General features: G+C 33.9%; 21 protein-coding genes. 18 read left to right on the plus strand and 3 right to left on the minus strand.

Annotated features, from left to right (window positions below):
* The first annotated feature begins 151 nt into the window (after positions 1-151).
* Positions 152-403: a DUF2535 family protein gene (locus AC0ONG_RS09735; RefSeq protein ID WP_000629010.1), complete on the plus strand. Its 252-nt coding sequence runs from the start codon at positions 152-154 to the stop codon at positions 401-403.
* Positions 404-555: 152 nt separating this feature from the next.
* Positions 556-1,398 carry a DegV family protein gene (locus AC0ONG_RS09740; protein ID WP_014894780.1) on the plus strand — a complete coding sequence of 281 codons (843 nt, stop codon included), beginning with the start codon at positions 556-558 and terminating at the stop codon, positions 1,396-1,398.
* A gap of 275 nt (positions 1,399-1,673) precedes the next feature.
* On the opposite strand, the gene AC0ONG_RS09745 is transcribed toward AC0ONG_RS09740, so the two are convergent.
* On the minus strand, positions 1,674-2,648 hold the full coding sequence (locus AC0ONG_RS09745) for an MBL fold metallo-hydrolase (protein ID WP_001129637.1): 975 nt from the start codon (positions 2,646-2,648) through the stop codon (positions 1,674-1,676).
* A gap of 335 nt (positions 2,649-2,983) precedes the next feature.
* Here AC0ONG_RS09745 and AC0ONG_RS09750 point away from each other — a divergent pair, with 335 nt between their 5' ends.
* Positions 2,984-3,571, plus strand: a complete 588-nt coding sequence (locus AC0ONG_RS09750; protein ID WP_000833341.1) for an SCO family protein — start codon at positions 2,984-2,986, stop codon at positions 3,569-3,571.
* Positions 3,572-3,606: 35 nt separating this feature from the next.
* Here the strand turns inward: AC0ONG_RS09750 and AC0ONG_RS09755 are convergent, their stop codons facing one another.
* Positions 3,607-4,068 (minus strand): Hsp20/alpha crystallin family protein, encoded by a 462-nt coding sequence (locus AC0ONG_RS09755; RefSeq protein WP_001288086.1) that lies wholly within the window; start codon positions 4,066-4,068, stop codon positions 3,607-3,609.
* Between the two features lie 217 nt (positions 4,069-4,285).
* Here AC0ONG_RS09755 and asnB point away from each other — a divergent pair, with 217 nt between their 5' ends.
* The 9 genes from asnB to AC0ONG_RS09800 all read left to right on the plus strand — a co-directional run bounded on the left by asnB (position 4,286) and on the right by AC0ONG_RS09800 (position 12,776).
* Entirely contained in the window at positions 4,286-6,187 is a 1,902-nt protein-coding gene (gene asnB, locus AC0ONG_RS09760) for an asparagine synthase (glutamine-hydrolyzing) (RefSeq protein ID WP_000333819.1), read from the plus strand.
* Positions 6,188-6,281: 94 nt separating this feature from the next.
* On the plus strand, positions 6,282-6,641 hold the full coding sequence (locus AC0ONG_RS09765; protein ID WP_000627501.1) for a GNAT family N-acetyltransferase: 360 nt from the start codon (positions 6,282-6,284) through the stop codon (positions 6,639-6,641).
* 51 nt (positions 6,642-6,692) lie between these two features.
* Positions 6,693-7,022 (plus strand): hypothetical protein, encoded by a 330-nt coding sequence (locus AC0ONG_RS09770; RefSeq protein ID WP_000200457.1) that lies wholly within the window; start codon positions 6,693-6,695, stop codon positions 7,020-7,022.
* Between the two features lie 102 nt (positions 7,023-7,124).
* The gene (locus AC0ONG_RS09775) at positions 7,125-8,111 is read left to right on the plus strand and encodes an N-acetylmuramoyl-L-alanine amidase (RefSeq protein WP_074789590.1); all 987 of its coding nucleotides are present in this window, start codon (positions 7,125-7,127) and stop codon (positions 8,109-8,111) included.
* A 239-nt stretch (positions 8,112-8,350) separates the two neighbouring features.
* Positions 8,351-9,313, plus strand: a complete 963-nt coding sequence (locus AC0ONG_RS09780; protein ID WP_000581983.1) for an ABC transporter substrate-binding protein — start codon at positions 8,351-8,353, stop codon at positions 9,311-9,313.
* 126 nt (positions 9,314-9,439) lie between these two features.
* Positions 9,440-10,315, plus strand: coding sequence for a D-amino-acid transaminase (gene dat / locus AC0ONG_RS09785; protein ID WP_000648395.1), 876 nt, complete (start codon positions 9,440-9,442; stop codon positions 10,313-10,315).
* Between the two features lie 98 nt (positions 10,316-10,413).
* Positions 10,414-11,061 (plus strand): nitroreductase family protein, encoded by a 648-nt coding sequence (locus AC0ONG_RS09790; protein WP_001105348.1) that lies wholly within the window; start codon positions 10,414-10,416, stop codon positions 11,059-11,061.
* Positions 11,062-11,303: 242 nt separating this feature from the next.
* Positions 11,304-11,792, plus strand: a complete 489-nt coding sequence (locus AC0ONG_RS09795) for a putative periplasmic lipoprotein (protein ID WP_000713494.1) — start codon at positions 11,304-11,306, stop codon at positions 11,790-11,792.
* 435 nt (positions 11,793-12,227) lie between these two features.
* Entirely contained in the window at positions 12,228-12,776 is a 549-nt protein-coding gene (locus AC0ONG_RS09800) for a cysteine hydrolase family protein (protein ID WP_000816792.1), read from the plus strand.
* Positions 12,777-12,810: 34 nt separating this feature from the next.
* On the opposite strand, the gene AC0ONG_RS09805 is transcribed toward AC0ONG_RS09800, so the two are convergent.
* Positions 12,811-13,260 carry an NUDIX hydrolase gene (locus AC0ONG_RS09805; RefSeq protein ID WP_000540506.1) on the minus strand — a complete coding sequence of 150 codons (450 nt, stop codon included), beginning with the start codon at positions 13,258-13,260 and terminating at the stop codon, positions 12,811-12,813.
* A gap of 231 nt (positions 13,261-13,491) precedes the next feature.
* Between AC0ONG_RS09805 and AC0ONG_RS09810 the strand changes: the two genes are divergently transcribed.
* The 6 genes from AC0ONG_RS09810 to adhP all read left to right on the plus strand — a co-directional run bounded on the left by AC0ONG_RS09810 (position 13,492) and on the right by adhP (position 19,740).
* Positions 13,492-14,385 (plus strand): mechanosensitive ion channel family protein, encoded by an 894-nt coding sequence (locus tag AC0ONG_RS09810; protein WP_000055429.1) that lies wholly within the window; start codon positions 13,492-13,494, stop codon positions 14,383-14,385.
* Between the two features lie 158 nt (positions 14,386-14,543).
* Positions 14,544-15,662, plus strand: a complete 1,119-nt coding sequence (casK, locus tag AC0ONG_RS09815; RefSeq protein WP_001008458.1) for a two-component system sensor histidine kinase CasK — start codon at positions 14,544-14,546, stop codon at positions 15,660-15,662.
* 14 nt (positions 15,663-15,676) lie between these two features.
* A complete protein-coding gene (gene casR / locus AC0ONG_RS09820) occupies positions 15,677-16,318 on the plus strand; it encodes a two-component system response regulator CasR (protein WP_000694653.1) in 642 nt (213 codons plus the stop codon).
* A gap of 203 nt (positions 16,319-16,521) precedes the next feature.
* A complete protein-coding gene (locus AC0ONG_RS09825) occupies positions 16,522-17,376 on the plus strand; it encodes a MurR/RpiR family transcriptional regulator (protein WP_001119645.1) in 855 nt (284 codons plus the stop codon).
* Between the two features lie 162 nt (positions 17,377-17,538).
* Positions 17,539-18,402, plus strand: coding sequence for a PhzF family phenazine biosynthesis protein (locus AC0ONG_RS09830; RefSeq protein ID WP_000704327.1), 864 nt, complete (start codon positions 17,539-17,541; stop codon positions 18,400-18,402).
* A 300-nt stretch (positions 18,403-18,702) separates the two neighbouring features.
* A complete protein-coding gene (gene adhP, locus AC0ONG_RS09835) occupies positions 18,703-19,740 on the plus strand; it encodes an alcohol dehydrogenase AdhP (protein WP_000649140.1) in 1,038 nt (345 codons plus the stop codon).
* The last annotated feature ends 104 nt before the right edge of the window (positions 19,741-19,844 follow it).

Consider the following 19,844-nt stretch of genomic DNA (forward strand, 5'->3'; position numbering starts at 1 on the left):
GATGGATTAGGTGGAGATGAATAGAGTATAAATCTTCTAGCCATAAGGACTACAGAAATCATATAAGTCTGATTTTACTCCACTTTAAACAACGTGTTACAACGCAAAGTAGAGGAAGTTCAAAAATCCAATGAAAAAGAGGATTGATATTGTGATTACGAAAAGTTTTTATTTCACTCATTCAACAGGGGATTGTATTAAAATATTCGAAATCCCTGTCCTACAGGCGCAGCATCCATTATCGTTTCTAATTCAGTCTCGTCTTCAATTATTTATTGCAAAAATTCAAAAACAAAAACATCCAAGATTTGCATATTCTTTCCGTGAATATTTACAAAATTGTTTGAAGTGGAATGATTATTTAAATGTATATAAAACAAATACTCTTGAAAAAAATGCATGATATAGAGTAGAGACAGGGTTAGGAGCTCTGTCTTTTTCATTTTAGATATAAAAATATAATTAATTTGATGAAATTTCGTTCCAAATTGTTGAAAGCAATGGGAATACTAGTATAATAACAAGGAGAGCGTATTGGAAAGGGAAGAATATAATATGCAAAAAATTAAAATTGTAACAGATTCAACGGCAGATTTATCACAAGAAGTAATCGAGAAGTATGACATTCATGTTCTACCATTATCAATCTCTGTAAATGGACAAACATATTTAGATCGCGTTGATCTACAACCAGATGAATTTATTGAAGAAATGCTTAAATCAGAGGAATTACCAAAAACATCGCAACCAGCAATGGGTACATTTGTAGAAATGTATAACAAGTTAGGTGAAGATGGAAGTGAAGTACTTTCCATTCATATGACAAGTGGAATGAGTGGTACTGTAGCAACTGCAAATAGTGCTGCATCAATGACCGATACAAAAGTAACAGTTGTTGATTCTCAATTTATTACACATGCTTTAGCATATCAAGTAATTGAAGCTGCAAAAATGGCAAATGAAGGGCGCTCACTAGAAGAAATTTTAAAACGTGTAGATGAAGTAAGAAAGAATACTCGTTTATATGTAGTAGTAGATACATTAGAAAACTTAGTGAAGGGTGGACGTATCGGTAAAGGAAAAGCGTTTATCGGTTCGCTGCTTAATATAAAGCCAATTGCTAGTCTTGAAGACGGTGTTTATAATCCTGTAACGAAAGTTCGTAGCCAAGGCCAAATTGTAAAAACATTAGCTAAGTTATTTGAGCAAGATACAGCTGGAAAAGTTGTAAAGGCTGTTGCAATTCCACATGCGAAAGCAATTCCTTTAGCTGAAAGTATGAAAGCGGCGGTTGAAAAAGTGAGTGGGTTTGCTCAATCAGAAATTTTCTATACAACGCCTATAATTAGTACTCATACAGGTCCGGGTGCAATCGGATTTATGTATTTAGCAGAGTAATAAAAAAGCTACTTGAAAATATATTTCAAGTAGCTTTTTTATGTAAATAGAAAGTAAGAAATAAGAAGAGCTATACAGGCACTACCGCTAATGATATAGCGAGTCTGTAAATATCTATTCATAGAAAACACCCTTTATCCCGCAATTTGCGGACAGTAAAACTCCCACCTCAAAATTTAGCTGGAGCAAAGAGGTTAGGTAACGGGCTGTCCGTAAAAGCCTTCACTATAGGATTTTCTATATTATATGTTAGATGTAGAAAATCAGTCGCTACGTTACACATGTAAAGTTTCAATTTTTTCATTTATTTGCTTATCATTTGTTGCGTTACTATAAATAAAAGTTTGGCCTAAAAAGAGTACATGCAGTTGTTCCCATGGTAACATGCGCAAATTCCAATTATTTCGAAGTCTAGTTATTGCTTCACGAGGTGTTTCATCGGCGAGTGCAAATGCTCCGTAATGCATCGGTATAAAATGAGTAGCGTTTAAATCTAAATAAGCTTGCACAGCCTCTTCAGGTGAAACATGAGATACTTTCATAAACCATTCTGGTTCATAAGCGCCAATGGGCATAAGAGCAATATCAATTAAAAAGCGTTCACCAATTTCTTTGAAACCTTGGAAATAGCCACTGTCGCCACAAAAATATATGGTTTCCATAGTCGTTTCATTATCAATAATCCATCCCCCCCAGTGAGACGTATTCATATCAAATAAGAATCTTCTCGTCCAGTGCTGAGCAGGTACGAAGTGAAAAGAAACTTCGTTAATTATCGTACTTTCCCACCATTTATACTCTTCTACATGTTTAAATTTCTTACGAGTAAATAATTTTTTTAATCCGATAGGTACAAGGTATAGAACATCATCATTCAACTGACGAAGAGTTGAAAAATCTAAATGATCATAATGACCATGTGAAATAAGGACAATATCAATTTTAGGTAGTGCTTCTATAGAGAGTCCAGGTTCTGTAAGTCTTGGAACTAGCTTTAATTTATTGGCCCATACTGGATCTGTTAATATATTAAGTCCATTCGTTTGGATAAGAAAAGTAGAATGCCCAATCCATGTGACAGTCGTTTTTTTTACATTACTTTGCAAAAATGCACTTTGTTTAACGGGTGATTGTTCTACTAAGAAAGAAAAATCTTTTTTGTTTTGCTTTCGTTCTTTACGCCAGCGTAAAAAAGAGCGAATTGATTTTTTTGTACTAACATTATCCATATTTTCATAGCGCTTTGCCATGAACATCACCTCATTTAAAATCGTTGTATTTGTATTGTACCGAAATGTTGTTAAGGAATACAGTGTAAAACATGGATTAATGTTTAAGGAATTGTTAAAAAATAGGGAAAGGTATTTACAAAAGTAACAATAAAAATAGTTTTATCACTTCTATTTATAGAAATAATAGTAAAAAAATATATTTTGTCTAGTAATTCGCTTGAAATAAAGAAGTAACATACGTAAATTCGTACGATTTCGTGAACAAATGTAGTAAACAATTTTCTCGTAGTGTTAACTTTTGTTATTATAAACATAACCTATTTAAATTTAGGATAGAGAAAAGAGGTTTATAAATGAAGCGTTATCAAAAAATAATTGGTCTTATGGTTGTATTTTGTCTCTTTGTACTTGCTGGATGTAGTGGATCAGGTTCAAAGCTTCGTAAACCATTGAATTGGGATTTAGAAACTTTCCAATTTACAAATCAAGATGGAAAGCAATTTGGTACAAAAGATTTAAAAGGGAAAGTTTGGGTTGCAGATTTTATGTTCACAAATTGTCAAACAGTTTGTCCACCAATGACTGCAAATATGGCCAAGCTGCAAAAGATGGCAAAAGAAGAGAAGATAGACGTTCAGTTTGTTTCATTTAGTGTAGATCCAGACCTTGATAAACCAGAAAATCTGAAAGCATTTATTCAAAAGTTTACAGAGGATACTAGTAACTGGAATTTATTAACGGGATATTCGTTAGAAGATATTACAAAGTTTTCAAAAGATAATTTCCAATCACTTGTAGATAAGCCGGAGAACGGTCAGGTCATGCATGGTACATCATTTTATTTAATTGATCAAAACGGAAAAGTAATGAAAAAGTATAGTGGCATTAGTAATACGCCATACGAAGACATTATACGTGATATGAAGCGATTAGTGGATTAAAAATAAGGGTGCATAGCACCCTTATTTTTTTTGCATTAGTCTATGGATAAAATGTCATGTTGTTGGGGAAGTTTCGGCGCCCGAATTTCTAATACGCCGTTTTGATAAGAAGCTTTTGCTGCTTTTTTATTAATTGAATACGGCAACTTAATCAATCTTGATGCTTCTGAAATGGAACGTTCTCGGCGATAATAGTTATGGGATGTTTCTTCTTCCTCTTCGAGTATCTCTTCTTTTACAGAGACTTTTAAGTATTCACTTTGTATTTCAATTTGGATTTGCTCTTTTTGTATACCTGGTAGTTCAGCTGTAACAACGAGTTCTTCACCAACTTCATATAAATCTACAGGGAATGTTAATAAACGGTTTCCTTTTTGGAAAAAATGATTTAAATCAGCGATTACATTGCGAAGAGGTGTTTGCTCGAAGAAATCATCAATTTGCTTTAAGTAATTACGAACCGGTGGGCGAGAAGAATCTTTTTTTTCTTCACTCATGGTATTCCCTCCTAGAAATCAATTTGCAATATCATATGACAAAAGCGGAGAAAGGTGAGTGCCTAGTTTTCATGTTTTCATAAAAAATTGTTAAAAATGTGAAATGGAGTGATTTTTTTATAGTTTTTGGTCGCCATATTCAGTTGATTATGCTAGTATAAATAGGGTTGATATAGTAGTATAGAAACAGAATGAAAACCGAAAGAGGGTAAGAAGTATGTGTGGTTTTGTAGGATGTTTATGTGAAAACCCTAGAGAGTTTTCAGAAACAGAAAAACATCAATTTGAAAATATGAACACGATGATTTTCCACCGTGGTCCAGATGACGAAGGATATTTTCGTGATGAACATGTACAATTTGGCTTCCGCCGTTTAAGTATCATTGACTTAGAGGCAGGACATCAGCCGCTAACTTATGAAAATGATCGATATGTAATTATTTTTAATGGTGAAATTTACAACTATGTAGAATTACGTGAAATGTTACTTGAAAAAGGTGCAACGTTTGCAACGCAATCTGATACAGAAGTTATTATTGCATTGTATGCACATATGAAAGAAAAATGTGTAGACTACCTTCGTGGTATGTTTGCATTTATGATTTGGGATCGTGAAGAGAAGAAACTTTTCGGTGCACGTGACCACTTCGGTATTAAACCTCTATACATCGCACAGCAAGGTGATACTACATTCTTCGCATCTGAGAAGAAAAGTATTATGCATGTGATGGAAGATAAAGGCGTTAATCCAACGTCACTACAACATTATTTTACGTACCAATATGGCCCAGAGCCAGAAACATTAACAATTGATGTTAATAAAATCGAGCCTGGTCATTATTTCGTAAAAGAAATCGGTAAAGAGATGGAAATCCATCGCTACTGGAAACCTTATTTCAATGCTTCAAGTGCAACGAAAGAGGAGCATATCCAAGCAATTCGTGATGTACTATATGATTCAGTAAAAGTGCATATGCGTAGTGATGTACCAGTAGGTTCATTCTTATCTGGTGGTATCGATTCATCTATCATCGCTTCTATTGCAAGAGAAATGAATCCAAATCTTTTAACATTCTCTGTTGGTTTTGAGCAACGTGGTTTCAGTGAAGTTGATGTTGCAAAAGAAACTGCTGAGAAATTAGGCGTTAAAAACCATAACGTATTCATTTCAGCGAAAGAATTTATGGATGAGTTCCCAAAAATCATTTGGCATATGGATGATCCTTTAGCTGATCCAGCAGCTGTACCATTGTACTTCGTTGCTAAAGAAGCACGTAAACATGTAACAGTTGTTCTTTCAGGTGAAGGCGCAGACGAGCTATTTGGTGGTTATAACATTTACCGTGAGCCAAACTCACTAAAAATGTTCTCTTACATTCCTAGCCCAGGTAAGAGTGTTCTAAAAGCATTGAGTGGTGCTCTTAAAGAAGGATTTAAAGGTAAGAGCTTCCTAGAGCGTGGATGTACACCAATTGAAGAGCGTTACTATGGAAATGCGAAAATCTTCCGTGAAGAAGAAAAAGCTGAATTAATGAAGTATTACAATGAAAGTGTTAACTATATGGATATCACGAAACCATTGTATAACGAGATTAAAGATTATGATGATGTAAGTAAAATGCAGTACATTGACATGTTCACATGGTTACGCGGTGACATTTTATTAAAAGCTGATAAAATGACAATGGCAAACTCATTAGAACTTCGTGTACCGTTCTTAGATAAAGAAGTATTCGATGTTGCATCTAAAATTCCAACTGAACTTAAGATTGCTAACGGAACTACGAAAGCTATTTTACGTGAAGCAGCACGCGGAATCGTTCCAGATCACGTATTAGATCGTAAAAAACTTGGATTCCCAGTACCAATTCGTCACTGGTTAAAAGACGAAATGCATGATTGGGCTATAAATATTATAAACGAAAGTAAGACAGAGCATTTAATCGACAAACAGTATGTATTAAACTTACTGGAAGCACATTGTGCAGATAAAGGCGATTATAGCCGTAAAATTTGGACTGTACTTGCGTTTATGGTATGGCACCAAATTTATGTTGAGCATAAATACGATACGAACAAGTTCCATGAAGAAACAAAACGTGCGTATAGCTTAGTGTAATTAGAAAAACCTTAAGATCGCATACGGTCTTAAGGTTTTTTTTCATAAATAGGAAGTATTATTGATACAATAATAGTAAAAGGATGGACAACATATGATTACGTTTGAGAAAGTTACTATAGAAAATGAAAGCGTTGTTAAAGAAATGTTTAAATCGCATAGTTTAGGTGAGAAAAAGGTACAGTATTGTGTGAAAGTTGATGATACATATATTGGTGTAATAGATTATAGTGTTCAAGAGGAACGAGCTGTTTTATCACAGCTAATTATTCATTTTGATTACCAAGGTTATGGTTATGGTACAAATACGTATTTTACATTTGAAGAAATGATGAAACAAAGAAATGTGAAAGAAATAAAAGTGCTACAAGAGGAATTAACAGAAAAAGCGCATTCTTTCATAGAGAGTTTTGGCTTTACTTCAGAAGATGGAGCGTATGTGAAGAAAATATAACGATGATTATTTATGCGATACAATAAATATAAGGCAGGTGGATGTATGACAATGACTTCTGGTCTTGTATTAATTGGAGGGTGCTTTATAGTAGCAGAACTATGTCATATAATCATTCGGAAAAGAATGATTAAGAAAAGAAAGCCGTATGAATTACAATACGTCCCTGTCTTTTTCATTATATTTTGTATGCTTAGTACATTACAAAATATAATGAACTTTCCACCACTTGTGAATGTTTTTTTAAAGTTCGGTTTACTTTATAGTGGTGTTGGAATAGTACTTTTATTTATTTTATTTTGCATACGTTATATTCACTATCAATCGTATATATTTATTTTAAATTGGTTAAAGCAAGATGATAGAAACCGCCTTACATAAGGCGGTTTTTTTATTTGTGATTGTAACAGAACTTGTACATTTCACATAAAATAGGACGAGTAGCAATGCTAACATATTACAAGAAAGGGGCGGGGTAGTAAAATGAAACTTGTTATAGACGCAGGGCACGGTGGATATGATTCTGGTGCTGTTGGTAATGGCTTAGTAGAAAAAAACTTAACGCTTCAAATTGCTAGACGCGTTCGAGATATTTTAACGGTAAATTACCCAATTACAATTAAAATGACACGTGATAGTGACGTGTTTATTTCCTTATCGGAACGTGCTAATATTGCTAATGCTTTTGGTGCGGATTATTTTATTTCATTTCATATTAATAGCGGCGGGGGTACAGGTTTTGAAAGCTATATTTATAATGCGTTATCCAACAGCAGCACTGCATATGCAAAGCAACAAAAGATGCATACAGCAGTAAATCCTGTATTAACAAAATACGGTCTTCGTGATCGAGGAGCAAAAAAAGAAAATTATGCGGTATTAAGAGAAACCGCAATGGATGCAATTTTAACTGAGACTGCCTTTATTGATACAACGTTTGATGCAAATTTATTAAAAAATCCACAATTTATTGAAGATCTAAGTCAAGCGTATGCAAATGGAATAGCGGCTATTTTTGGAGTAGCTCCAAATCCACAACCTCCAAACCCACAACCGACACCTCAAACGAAGGGAATCGCTTATATCCTTGGGAAAAATGTAAATTTAAGAAATGGTCCATCAACTTCTTCCTCAGTTATTCGTCAATTAAATTCTCCAGAATCTTACGTTGTATATCAGGAAAGTAACGGATGGTTAGATTTGGGGAATGGACAATGGGTGTATAATGATCCTTCTTACATTAATTTTGTAAAGACAAGCAATAGTGATGGAAGTCCGATTGGGGTTGCATATATACAAGGGATGAATGTAAATTTAAGAAGTGGTCCATCAACTATATCTGCAGTTATCCGTCAATTAAATCCTCCAGAATCTTATTTAGTATATATAAATGAAAATGGCTGGTTAAACCTTGGTGGAAATCAGTGGGTATATAATGATCCATCGTATATTAAGTATACTCAATATTAGGAATTAAAATGATAATGCAATATGGATGCGTATCTTTGTTATGTATAACTCAGATACGCATTGTAATAACAACATAAATTTTCATACTTATACACTATATGTTAAAAAGAAACATTAGAAAAGCCAATAGAATCGAAATGGTATATATTAAAAAAGTTTTCTGATATACATTGACAATGTATGTAGTATACATTAATCTTTAATTGTTAATGATAATCGATTTCATCTAGGGAGGACATATGATACATACTAAAAAACTAATTATGTTCTGCATTATGATACTCATGGTTGTAATTGCAGGATGTAGTAAAGAAGAGAAAAAAGAAAATGATATATCAGCTAAAGCAAAAGATTCATATACGGTCAAGCATGCAATGGGCGAAACGACAGTAAATGGTACACCTAAAAAAGTTGTTGTTTTAACAAATGAAGGTGCAGAGGCTCTCCTAGCTGTGGGCGTAACGCCAGTGGGGACTACGAAACCACGTGCTGGTGATGAATGGTACCCTCATGTAGCGAAAGAATTAAAAAATACGGAAGTTGTAGGAACTGAACGTGATATTAATTTAGAAGCAGTAATGAAGCTTAAGCCAGATTTAATTATCGGAAATAAAATGCGTCACGAAAAAATATATGATCAGCTAAAAGAAATCGCACCAACTGTTTATGCAGAAACATTACGCGGTGATTGGAAAGAAAACTTTACGCTTTATACAAAAGCTGTAAATAAAGAAAAAGAAGGGCAAAAAGCTCTTGATGATTATAAAAAACGTATTGAAGGAATGAAAGAGAAGTTAGGCGATAAATTGAATTCTAAAGTTTCTATTATTCGTTTCGTGCCAGGTGATGTTCGTATTTATCAAAAAAACTCATTCTCGGGAGTTGTTTTAAATGATATTGGATTTAAACGACCACCATTACAAGATAAAGATGATTTTGCGATAAAAGGAATTACAAAAGAGCAAATTCCAAATATGGACGGGGACTACTTATTTTATTTCACGTCTGATAAAGATGCAGATAAGAATAATGAAGGAAATTCGTTAGCAAAGGAATGGACAGAAGATCCACTCTTTAAGCAACTACAGGCTTCTAAAAATAATAAAGTATTCCAAGTGGATGAAGTAATCTGGAATACAGCAGGCGGTATTAAAGCTGCGAATCTTATGTTAGATGATATTGAAAAATATTTCCTTAAATAAATGATAAAATACATCACTTTTACGAAGTGATGTATTTTTTGTTCGTGAAAATACAGAAAATTCCTTCTTTAAGGGTGACATAAGTTGTACAATAAAATCAATCATGTGATAAAGGAGTGGGGAAGAATGAAAGCTACTCATAAAGAGTGGATCTTGTTTAATGGGAGAATGATTAATACGAAGGAAGAACAGCCGATGGTCGCATTAGAAGAGCGCGGCTTCCAATTTGGTGATGGTATTTATGAAGTATTTAGACTATACGATGGCAAGCCTCATTTATTAGATTTACATTTGGAACGATTCTTTAACTCTATGGCAGAAATAAAACTAATTCCACCATTTACGAAGGAAGAATTAGTGGAAGAGTTACATCAAATGATTGAAAAAAATCAATTTCAAGAAGATGGGAATGTATATTTACAAATATCAAGAGGTGCACAACCACGCAATCATGTATATGAATCAGATTTACAACCGACATATTTTGCAAATCTTGTTTCGTTCCCAAGACCAGTTGCTTCAATGAAGGCAGGGATTAAGGTAACGGTAGAAGAGGACATCAGGTGGAAGTTTTGCCATATAAAATCATTAAATCTTTTACCAAATATCATGATTAAAAATAAAATAAATGAACAAGGGTATCAAGAAGCAATATTAGTACGAGATGGCATTGTGACTGAAGGGTGTCATTCGAATTTCTTTATGGTGAAAAATAATAAATTGATTACACATCCGGCTGACAATTTCATTCTACAGGGCATTACGCGGCACTATGTTATTACATTAGCGAAAGAGTTACATATCGAAGTAGAGGAACGAGAGTTTTCATTACAAGAAGTATATGAGGCTGATGAGTGCTTCTTTACAGCGACGCCGCTTGAAATATTCCCAGTCGTTCAAATTGGTGATGAACAGTTTGGAAACGGCGAAAGAGGACCAATTACAAAGAAACTCCAAGTGGCATATGAAGAAAGTATTAGATTGTTTAAAGTTATGAACTAATATTGAAGAAAAAAGCTGATATTCCTTCAGCTTTTTTTCATGATATAATTCAAGCGTAGGACAAGATTTGAAAACGCTGTAAAAAGGGGATTTAATGTATGAATTATGAAGGTTTTAAAGAAGTAATTCACGGAAGACGAAGTGTTAGAAAGTTCACAGAACAAGAAGTATCTACTAATGATATAAAAGAAATAATTGATTGTGCTCGTTATGCACCGAGCGATACGAACTCACAAACGTGGGAATTCTTGGTCATTATGAACCGAGAGAAGATTAAAGAAATTGAACAAATGACATGGGATGCTTTACATAAACTTGCGGCAAAAGCAACAGATAATGGAGAAGAGAAAGCAGGGAAATTACTTACGCGTTCTTTCGGACCATATGCGACAGCTTTCTCTGAGGCACCAGTATTAATCGTATGCTTGGCAACACCATATGAATCAAAGTTTCGTGAAAAGATATTTGATCCCATTGCTTTTGTTCCAGATTCAGTTTGGGAAGAAGAAGGGATTAAGAGTAGCTGTTTAGCGGCACAAAACTTAATGTTAGCTGCACATGCAAAGGGACTTGGTACTTGTCCAATGACAGGGCCAGTATTGCTAGCTCAAGATGAACTGCGCCAATATTTACAAATTGAGCCTGAAAAACAAATAAATATGGTTATTTCACTCGGATTTCCAAAAGATAAGCCAAAAAAACTTCCAAGAAAAGAAGTAGAAGAAATCACAACATTTGTTTTTTAAAGTGCAAAATAAAAAGACATTGGACATATCAATGTCTTTTTATTTTGGAGCGGGTATTATATCGATTTGTTGGGCTAAAATGATAAATAAGAAGGAATTACTATTTATTTCATAAAAAAAATTAATGTTCTATTAAGGAAAGTATGATACATTAATCGTGAGCAAGCTTCTATATGTTCATAAAAGTTTTAAAAGTTATTTTTGTATAATAAATTATAATCAAATGACAGGGGGGATGAATTTTGAAAAAATTCATAATCACTGGATTGTCTGTATTGTTATTAGTAGGTTGCGGTGCTCCACAGGAAAAAGAGGACGCGCAATCAAAACAGGAAGAACAAGTTGTAAACGCAAGTGATGAGAATATGGTTGTATTTCCTGAAGGCGCAATGTCAATTGGAGAAGGGAAAGTAAAAGTTATTACTCCAGATGGTACTTCTGAAAATGGAAATATACCGACTGTATTCATCAAAAAGGATACTTTAATTCAGCAAGTTGAATTAGAACTTTCTAATTTTCAAAGTGATAAAGAAACATTCATATTTGTAGATCAAATGTATACAGATAAACATCAAGTAACTAGTACAACACAGACAACAGTACAATTAAAAGAAAAGACGCTGGAAACAGGTAGTCATACAATTACTGCAGTTCAGTATGAAAACAATGACCCGAAAGGAAAGGTTATTAGTTTTAATCAAGCAACATTTGAGACAAAGCCTGCGTCTTAATCAGAATAAAAAGTACATTACTCAAAAAAGTAGTGTGCTTTTTTGTTTGGATGGAATGGTGTAATAGGGAATAATTTATTTCGTTTTCTAGTACGATTAAGCAGTAAGGAATCACTTGTTACTACTATGATGGAGAAAAAGGTTGAAGGTATGAATCGATATGTTCGTATCTTCTTGATTAGTATAATCATGTCAGTAATTTGGGTTACTATACAAGACGTTAATCAACTTACGTTTAATTATCAAACTTATGACTTGTTAATGGGAAGTATATGTTTTGTCATTGTGTGCCTGTTTTATGATAAACTTTGATTAAGATAAGTTTTACAAGAAAAATGTAGGTATTTCATTTGAAATGTCGAATAGTACATACGATGTCGTAATAACAAATTTTCTATTGTTTACTGTGAAACAGGAGAAGGGGAGATAGTAGTTATGAAACGAGCTCTTATTAATATTGATTATACATATGATTTTGTAGCGGAAAAAGGCGCTTTAACTTGCGGAAAACCAGGTCAAGAAATCGAACAGGAAATTGTACATATAACGAAGCAATATATTGAAAATGGAGATTACGTAGTGTTTGCAATTGATAAACATGAAGAAAATGATGAATATCATCCCGAAACGAAATTATTCCCTCCTCATAATATAGCAGGTACAAATGGTAGAGACTTATTCGGTGAGTTACAAGAAGTATACGAAACATATAAAAATGCTGAGAATGTATATTATATGGATAAAACGCGATACAGTGCGTTTGCTGGAACAGATTTAGAGATGAAGTTAAGAGAAAGAGGAATAGAAGAAGTTCATCTTGTAGGTGTTTGTACTGATATTTGCGTTCTTCATACAGCAGTAGATGCGTATAATAAAGGATTTAAAATTGTTGTTTATGAAAAGGCAGTTGCATCTTTTAATGCGCAAGGGCATGAATTTGCACTTGGACATTTTAAATCTTGTTTACATGCAGAAGTGAAATGAAAAAGAGGCCTTTAAAAAGGTCTCTTTTTTGCGTTTAAACCGAGACGACATTTTGCTCAATTAATTTTTTTATGAATGGACTAATATTTTGTGGTAGCTCATTTAAATTAAAAAACTGTACATGTAATGATTCGACTCGATCAGCTTGTAGCGAGCCACCTGTAATATCTTTGCAAAGGTAAGCGATTGTCATAGGGTAAAATTCATCTCCGTTCGGTAATTTCACAAAAAATTCTTTACCTGAAAATACACTTACTAGCTGAAGTGTACCAATTTCAATTCCTGTTTCTTCAAGTACTTCTCGTCTTCCAGCTTCTTCTGTAGATTCACCAAGTTCCACAAAACCTCCTGGGACACCCCACATGCCATTTCGCCTTTGTTGTAGTAATATTTGTCCTTGTTCATTGAAAACAGCTACCGCAACGCCTGCTAAATTGAGTGGCCTTGATCCAACAACTTCTCTTAGTTCTTCAATATATCCCATTGGTTGTAACCTCCGTGAGTAATAATATTTTCAAATGAACTATTCGATATAATGTAAATGTTTTCCTTTTGTTGAGATGAGTAGTGTAGTTTTAAAGTAAAGTCATAAAAAATTTCAATTGCCAGCTCCCTTTAGGTTATGAAAAAGGGTATATTTATAGAAGAATGTCTAATGAATTTAAAAAATATAGCGGCTTTGTATAGAATTTTTATTAGTTAAGGAAGTGGATGGATGAGTTTATTAACGTATACTGAAGAATTTTTTAATTATGTAAGGGAGTTTTTACTTTTAAGATTTTTGCTATTTGCTTTAGTTTTAATCATTATTTCGTTTGTAATAAACCGTATTATTGATTGGTTTTTTAGGAAATCAAGCTTTTTTGATGAAGAGGTAGAGCAGACGATTCAAAGTGTAATTCGATCTATTTTTAGATATATCATTATCATCAGTCTTATCATATATTTAATTAGCCAATTTGTAGATATAAAAAGTATTATTGCAGGTGCAGGGATAGCTGGAGTTGTCATCGGTTTTGCTGCACAACAGATGTTAAAAGATGTTATATTAGGCTTTGCAAGATTAGCGGACAAAGAGTTTCGAGTTGGTGATTTTGTAACTTTTAACGGAACAAATTCAGGAACTATTGAAGAGATTAGTATTCGTTTTATGCAAATACGTGAATGGTCAGGAAAATTACTTACCATCCCACACGGAGAGATTAGAACGATACAAAATTTTAATAAAGGATGGATGCGTGTAATTGAACGCATCACGGTAAGTTATCAGGAAGATCCAACAAGAGTGAAGGAATTGTTAGAAGAAGTATGTGTTATATGCAATGAAAAATTGGATCAAACTCTTTATAGAGTAGAGGATGAGGCTGTTGAACCATTTAAATACGTCGGTGTTACAGACTTAAATCCTAACCTGAAATATGTTGGCTATGAATTTTGTATTACAGGTTTAATAAAGCCAGAAGATTATTTTGAAACTTCTAGACAAGTAAGATTTGAATTAATGTCTATATTCCATAAGAATCAAGTGCAAATGCCGGCAGCGAATATGGTTGTTACTACTGAAAGTTTACAGCATATTCATGGTGGACAATCTTTATCGGACAGCTAAAGTAGAATCGCTTGTTAACAAAAATTCTGATTCCAACATTGGATAGAATAACAATAATAAAATGATTGATATAAAGAAAGGGCTGAAGGAATTCGGTTCTTTTTTTATTTATAGAATTTAGAAATTTCTTAATGTTATAATTGTAGTTGGTGATGAGAATGAACTTTGAAGAAAAAGAGATGCATCGTTTAGAAGCATTAAAAGAAATTGCTGAATTATTAAATGAAGCAACAAACTTACAGGATATGTTAGAAAAAGTGTTGCATACATTGTTACAAGTAATGAATTTACAAACAGGGTGGATATTCTTTATTGATGAAAGTGGAAAGCATAGCATGCTTGTAGACGAAAATTTACCAGAGGCTCTTACGTGGCAAGAGAAGAAGCCGATGTGTGAAGGAAACTGTTGGTGTGTAGAACGTTTTGTGAATGGGAGATTAGAAAAAGCGACTAATATTATTGAATGTAAGCGAATAGAAGATGCAATTGAATGTAATTGGGGAGAGACAGAAGATGTTACACATCATGCGACAATTCCGCTTAGGTCTGGATCAGAGAAATTTGGCCTATTAAATGTAGCCGCGCCTCATAAGACACATTTTTCTGAGGAAGAGTTAGCGTTATTAGAATCAATTGCATTTCAAATTGGAACGACAATACAACGTATTCAATTAGTTGAGAAAGAACGTAAATATGTAGTGGTAGCGGAAAGAAATCGACTTGCACGTGATTTACATGATTCAGTAAAACAATTGTTATTTTCTATTATGCTAACAGCAAAAGGTACTTTGAATATGACGCAAGATAGAGAATTGCAAGAGATGTTAAGTTATATTGGAGAATTATCACAAGAAGCATTACAAGAGATGACGTTATTAATTTGGCAATTAAGACCTGAAGGATTAGAGAAAGGATTAGCAGAAGCAATTCAAAATTACGGGAAGTTGTTAGGAGTTCAAGTGGAAGTTCGAATTGATGGGATGGTTTCAATTGGGGATGAAATAGAAGAAGTTTTATGGCGTATTAGCCAAGAGGCGCTACATAATTGTAAAAAGCATGCTTCGTGTGAAAAGGTACATGTTCTTTTAAAAATAGAAAATAACCAGTTATTTTTTTACATAGAAGATAATGGAATAGGATTTATACAAGATCAAGTAAGGGAGTCAGCACTTGGCCTGAAAAGTATGAAGGAACGTATTCAATTAATGAAGGGATCGTTTCAAATTATAACAGAGCTGAGAAAGGGTACAAAAATAGAAATTCAATTGCCGATTTGAAGGGGAGAATAAGATTGAAGATTAAATTGCTATTAGTTGAGGATCATCATATCGTTCGAAGAGGACTTGTATTCTTTTTGAAAACGAGAGGAGAATTTGAAATTATTGGGGAAGCGGAAAATGGCGAAGAGGCATTACATTTCGTGCAAAAAGAAAAACCAGATGTCGTACTAATGGATGTATCAATGCCGAAAATGGATGGAATTGAGGCGACAAAACGTCTAAAGCAATACGATGAGACGATAAAGGTACTTATATTAAGTAGTTTTTCAGAGCAAGATTATGTTATACCAGCACTTGAAGCTGGAGCAGATGGTTATCAATTAAAAGAAGTACAACCTGAGCAACTTGTCGCTTCTATTATTGCAGTACATCAAGGAAATGCGAATTTTCACCCGAAAGTAACACCTGCATTAATGGGGCGTTCCGCAGTAAAGAAGGAAATAGAAAATCCTTTTTCAATGTTAACGAAAAGAGAGCAAGAGGTACTTCGTGAAATTGCGAAAGGAAGAAGCAACAAGGAGATTGCAGCAGAACTTCATATTACAGAACAAACTGTGAAAACACACGTTTCAAACGTTTTAGCTAAATTGGAAGTGGATGATCGTACGCAAGCCGCATTATACGCAGTGAAACATGGGGAGAATTATTCATAAGTATGAATAATTCTGTTATATCGTATGACAGAATACATAGGAGCAATTAAAATTTATAGTAATCCCTAATATAGGTTTTTCTTCTTTTAATAATTAGGTACAATAAAGTGAAACTCTAATCAGGGGGGACCATCCCCACTGATGATTAGTTAAACTAATCGATTTTTACAGGATAAAGCTACGATGGAAGGGGAAGATATGCTATGCCTGGTACAAGAAGTGGGATTGGAAAGATTCAGGCTTCGTTAAATGGTTTATCACCGAAATTGCGAAGTATTGCCGAACATATTTTGAAACATCCACAAGATGTTGTACATAAATCTATTACAGAATTAGCTGAAGTTACGAATAGTTCCGAAGCTACGATATTCCGCTTATGTAAACACCTTGGTTTGCAAGGTTTTCAAGATTTAAAGATTACATTAGCCCGTGAAATTGTACATACACCAATGCAAAATATTCATGAAGAGGTATCAGCAGAAGATAGTATGGTAACTGTTGCTAAAAAAGTTTTTCATTCGCATATTACAGGACTGCAAGATACTTTACATTTGCTAAATGAAACAGCACTTGAGCAGGCTGTACGAGCCTTGCAAGAAGCAAGTCGAATTGAGTTTTATGGAAATGGTGGCTCTGGTATTATTGCGATGGATGCGTATCATAAGTTTATGAGAACGGGTATTTCTTGTATCGCTCATACTGATTCGCATTTTCAAATTATGGGAGCAGGTTTACTCTCGAAAAATTCAGTTGTTATTGGCATTTCTCACTCTGGTAGCAATAAAGGATTACTTGAAGCATTAGAAGTAGCGAAAGCAAGAGGGGCCAAAATTATTGCGATTACGAGCTATAAGAAATCAGCATTAAGTCAACTTGCTGATATAACGTTATATACATCAACACGTGAGACTGAGTTCCGCACAGAAGCAAGTTCATCACGATTAGCACAGTTAAGCTTATTAGATACTTTGTATGTAGGGTTGTCGTTGCAGCGACAAGAGGAAACGCTTAAAAATTTACAAAGTATACGTGAAACGATTTCGATGAAGCGAATATAAAAAAGCTCTTCAAATGAAGAGCTTTCAGACTGTAGACAAACTATTTTTGGAGAGTTCAAATGCTAAAAATAGTTTGTCTCGTATTTTATGGATAATTTATCCAATTACATTTATATGTAGTGCTTTCTATATATAATTTACTATAAGTGAGGAAGGTGTCTTATGAAAATATCCGTTTATGTTGCAAGTGCATTTAGCAAGGATCATAAAGGCGGAAATAAAGCAGGAGTGGTATTTATTGAGAATACAAATACATTGACCACTACTCAAAAAATGACAATAGCGAAACAACTGGGTTATGCGGAAACCGCATTTATATCAGAATCTGAAATTGCTGATTATAAATTTGAGTATTTTACTCCAAAAGAAGAAGTTGATTTATGTGGTCATGCCACAATTGGCTCTTTCGCGATACTGATGCATTTAAATAAAATTTTCAAGAATCGCTATACGATTGAAACGAACAGCGGTGTTCTTACTATTACCATAACAGATGACATCATATTCATGGAACAAAATAAACCGATATTCTATGATGTTGTATCTCCAAATGAGTTCACCGACTGTTTTGACATTAAAGATATAGACAATAAATACCCAATCCAAATTGTCTCCACGGGCTTAAAAGATATTTTAATTCCTATAAAAAGCGAAACACAATTACATGCACTGCAACCTAATTTTGAAAAAATTAAAGAAATCAGCAAGTATTATAATGTTGTTGGGATGCATCTATATACTTTTAATGACAATCGAATTATATGCAGAAATTTTGCTCCACTATACGACATTAATGAAGAAGCAGCGACTGGAACTTCAAACGGTGCATTAGCTTGCTACCTTTATGAACAGCACTATTTGCAAAAAGAAGTCTATGTATTTGAACAAGGTTATTCTTTACACTCGCCTTCCGAAATATTAGTTAAATTAGCAACCAATAGCAAAAATAAAATAGAAAAAGTTTATGTTGGCGGTAAAGGCTATTACTGTGAAACTAAGTGTTTAAATGTAGAAAATATTGAGTAAAGAGCTTTTTTTTATCGTTGAGAAGTTTGTTAATTTATTTTCTTTTCTTTTAGAAATGTATGACTTACATATAGTCAGTGATAAACTCTCATTTTTAAAAATTAAAAATAAAGACCGATTTGTGTAATGATTCAAATATTGTTCATAATTTCACAATTTGTTTATGAAGTGTCATGTTATGATGAACATGTAATGATGATTGAATACTTAAATTTGGTACGGTAACTAGCCAAAGTAGTGAGGAAAGTAGTTGTGAGATAAACTCATTAAAACGCTAGAACACTAAAGGGGAGATCACATATGAAAGCAGTAGTGGTTAATAAAAACAGCAAAGCAAACATCGAAGTGGTTGAAAAAGAATTACGTCCGTTACGCTCAGGTGAAGCGTTAGTAGATGTAGAGTATTGTGGAGTTTGCCACACTGATTTACACGTTGCGAATCATGATTTTGGTAACACTGATGGCCGTATTCTTGGTCATGAGGGTGTAGGTATTGTTACGAAAATAGCTGATGATGTTAATTCGCTAAAGATAGGTGACCGTGTAAGTATTGCATGGATGTTCCAATCTTGTGGACGTTGTGAATATTGCGTAACTGGTAGAGAAACATTTTGCCGTGAAGTTAAAAACGCAGGTTATTCAGTAGATGGTGGTATGGCTGAACAATGTATCGTTACAGCTGATTATGCGGTAAAAGTACCAGAAGGATTAGATCCTGCTCAAGCATCATCAATTACATGTGCTGGTGTAACTACATATAAAGCTATTAAAGTATCAGATATTAAACCTGGTCAACCTATTGTAATCTATGGCTGCGGTGGATTAGGTAACTTAGCTATCCAATATGCTAAAAATGTATTTGGTGCAAAGGTAATCGCAGTAGACATTAATGACGACAAATTAGCCTTAGCGAAAGAAGTTGGTGCTGATATGACTATCAATCCAATTTCTCAAGGTCCTGCTGATAAAATTGTTCAAGAGGAGCTTGGTGGCGCTTATGCTGCGGTAGTAACAGCAGTCTCTAAAGTAGCCTTTAACTCAGCAGTTGATGCAGTACGTGCTTGCGGTAAAGTAGTTGCAGTAGGGCTACCAGTAGAAACAATGGACTTAAACATCCCGCGACTTGTACTGGATGGAATTGAAGTAGTTGGTTCTCTAGTTGGTACTCGTAAAGATTTGGAAGAGGCGTTTATGTTTGGGGCAGAAGGAAAAGTAGTGCCGGTTGTTCAAACTTGTTCGCTAGATAAAGTACAAAATGTATTCGAAGAAATGGAACAAGGTAGAATTCAAGGGCGTATGGTAATTGATTTTAAAAAACATAATTGTGATTGCAAATAATTCACTTTAAATATAAAAATTGTGAGTCTAGCAAAGGACATGTAAAAAAAGTTAGACGGCATAAAAAGATGATCCCTGTATTTAATAGGGATCATCTTCTTTAT

Source organism: Bacillus sp. TCT6 (assembly GCF_056033845.1).

Excerpts from the sequence above, each read along its gene's own strand:
- AC0ONG_RS09750 (WP_000833341.1), top strand. The coding sequence starts at position 2,984 with ATGAAGCGTTATCAAAAAATAATTGGTCTTATGGTTGTATTTTGTCTC.
- AC0ONG_RS09775 (WP_074789590.1), top strand. The coding sequence starts at position 7,125 with ATGAAACTTGTTATAGACGCAGGGCACGGTGGATATGATTCTGGTGCT.
- AC0ONG_RS09740 (WP_014894780.1), top strand. The coding sequence starts at position 556 with ATGCAAAAAATTAAAATTGTAACAGATTCAACGGCAGATTTATCACAA.
- AC0ONG_RS09790 (WP_001105348.1), top strand. The coding sequence starts at position 10,414 with ATGAATTATGAAGGTTTTAAAGAAGTAATTCACGGAAGACGAAGTGTT.
- AC0ONG_RS09745 (WP_001129637.1), bottom strand. The coding sequence starts at position 2,648 with ATGGCAAAGCGCTATGAAAATATGGATAATGTTAGTACAAAAAAATCA.
- AC0ONG_RS09770 (WP_000200457.1), top strand. The coding sequence starts at position 6,693 with ATGACTTCTGGTCTTGTATTAATTGGAGGGTGCTTTATAGTAGCAGAA.
- dat (WP_000648395.1), top strand. The coding sequence starts at position 9,440 with ATGAAAGCTACTCATAAAGAGTGGATCTTGTTTAATGGGAGAATGATT.
- casK (WP_001008458.1), top strand. The coding sequence starts at position 14,544 with ATGAACTTTGAAGAAAAAGAGATGCATCGTTTAGAAGCATTAAAAGAA.
- AC0ONG_RS09830 (WP_000704327.1), top strand. The coding sequence starts at position 17,539 with ATGAAAATATCCGTTTATGTTGCAAGTGCATTTAGCAAGGATCATAAA.
- AC0ONG_RS09810 (WP_000055429.1), top strand. The coding sequence starts at position 13,492 with ATGAGTTTATTAACGTATACTGAAGAATTTTTTAATTATGTAAGGGAG.
- AC0ONG_RS09805 (WP_000540506.1), bottom strand. The coding sequence starts at position 13,260 with ATGGGATATATTGAAGAACTAAGAGAAGTTGTTGGATCAAGGCCACTC.
- AC0ONG_RS09825 (WP_001119645.1), top strand. The coding sequence starts at position 16,522 with ATGCCTGGTACAAGAAGTGGGATTGGAAAGATTCAGGCTTCGTTAAAT.
- adhP (WP_000649140.1), top strand. The coding sequence starts at position 18,703 with ATGAAAGCAGTAGTGGTTAATAAAAACAGCAAAGCAAACATCGAAGTG.
- AC0ONG_RS09755 (WP_001288086.1), bottom strand. The coding sequence starts at position 4,068 with ATGAGTGAAGAAAAAAAAGATTCTTCTCGCCCACCGGTTCGTAATTAC.
- AC0ONG_RS09780 (WP_000581983.1), top strand. The coding sequence starts at position 8,351 with ATGATACATACTAAAAAACTAATTATGTTCTGCATTATGATACTCATG.
- asnB (WP_000333819.1), top strand. The coding sequence starts at position 4,286 with ATGTGTGGTTTTGTAGGATGTTTATGTGAAAACCCTAGAGAGTTTTCA.
- AC0ONG_RS09765 (WP_000627501.1), top strand. The coding sequence starts at position 6,282 with ATGATTACGTTTGAGAAAGTTACTATAGAAAATGAAAGCGTTGTTAAA.
- AC0ONG_RS09800 (WP_000816792.1), top strand. The coding sequence starts at position 12,228 with ATGAAACGAGCTCTTATTAATATTGATTATACATATGATTTTGTAGCG.